This is a genomic window from Chromobacterium sp. INPA-IVC, assembly GCF_059047085.1.
The window spans coordinates 1-1,235 of the sequence record NZ_JBTNLS010000020.1 but is presented as its reverse complement, the minus strand read 5'-3'; the positions used below and the strand labels follow the sequence as shown (position 1 = coordinate 1,235).

1 protein-coding gene is annotated in these 1,235 nt (G+C 69.3%); it reads right to left on the bottom strand.

The features are described 5' to 3' along the window. A partial coding sequence (locus ACX17K_RS21950; RefSeq protein ID WP_493776425.1) for a type VI secretion system Vgr family protein occupies positions 1-1,235 on the bottom strand: 1,235 nt, incomplete at both ends.

The window sequence follows — 1,235 nt, the reverse complement described above, 5'->3', positions numbered from 1 at the left end:
GCGTGCTCGCGCGCTAGCTGTTTACCGCCAGCGCCGTTCTGAGCCTCGGTGGACAGCAGCAGGCCGTGGGCGGCGCGGATGGCGCCGTGGTTGTCGGTGCGCAGCTCGAAGCCGTCGCCGCGCGGCTGGGCTTTGCCGTTGCTGCGCGGGTGGGCCAGGTAGCCCTGGTTGAGCTGGGTCTTGCCCGGTTCGCTCGACAGCTTGGCGCGCACTTCGCCGGGGGTGTCGTCGAACAGCAGCTCGTTGTAGCCGCCGCCCTGGTGTTCTTTGGATTTGATGCCGGACAGGGTCTTGTTGGCCGGCAGGCTGCCGGCGCCACTGAAGTCGGGCGTCGGGTGGCTGCCGTTGTACAGCACGCCGGTGATCACCGGGCGGTCGATGTCGCCTTCGATGAAGTCGACCAGCACTTCCTGGCCGATGCGCGGGATGAACTGATGGCCCCAGCCAGCGCCGGCCGACGGCATGGCGACGCGCAGCCAGCAGGAGGATTTGTCGTCGAGGCCGGCGCCGATGGTCGGGTGTTCGTCGGCCCGCTGCCAGTGGAACTGCACCTTGATCCGGCCCTGGGCGTCGGTGTGGACTTCCTCGCCGGCGGGGCCGACCACGGTGGCGGTCTGCACGCCCAGGCTGGTGGGCTTGGCCGAGGCGGTGCCGGCATAGGCCGGGGTCAGCGGAATGCCGCGGCGCTGGGCCTGGATCTGGGTGGCGAACGGGGCGTCGGCCTTATCGCCCGCCGGCAGGATGGCTTTCAGATCGGTCGGCAGGTTGTTGCGCACTCGCAGCGTCTGGCCGGTGACGACGAATTCGCGTTGCTCGTGGCTGTCGGTCTCGTGCGCCGGGTGGTCGTCCAAGCGGAACCATTGGCCGGCGGTCAGGCCGCGGATGGAGCCGCCGCCTTCGAATTGCTTGGCCTGCAGATCATGCGCCTGCTGGCGCAGCCGGGCGTAGTGGCTCAGCTGGTCGGCGTCGCCGGCGTAATACAGGCCTTGTGGGTCGTAGTCCTGGAGGCTGGATTGCAGCGCCTGGCCGCCCTGGCCCTGGTCGATCTGGCTGCTGTCGCCGGTGTGCTGGGTGGACACCGGCTGGTAGTCGAAGGTGGCCAGCGCCACGTTGCCGGGGACGATCTGGCGGCTGGCGTTCCAGTCGGTGAGTCCATCCTCTTCTTCCGTCGCGTCGCTGCGGTGGAAACGCACGCGCTCGATCTCGGCCGGCGGCAGGCTGTAGGCGTCGTCGAA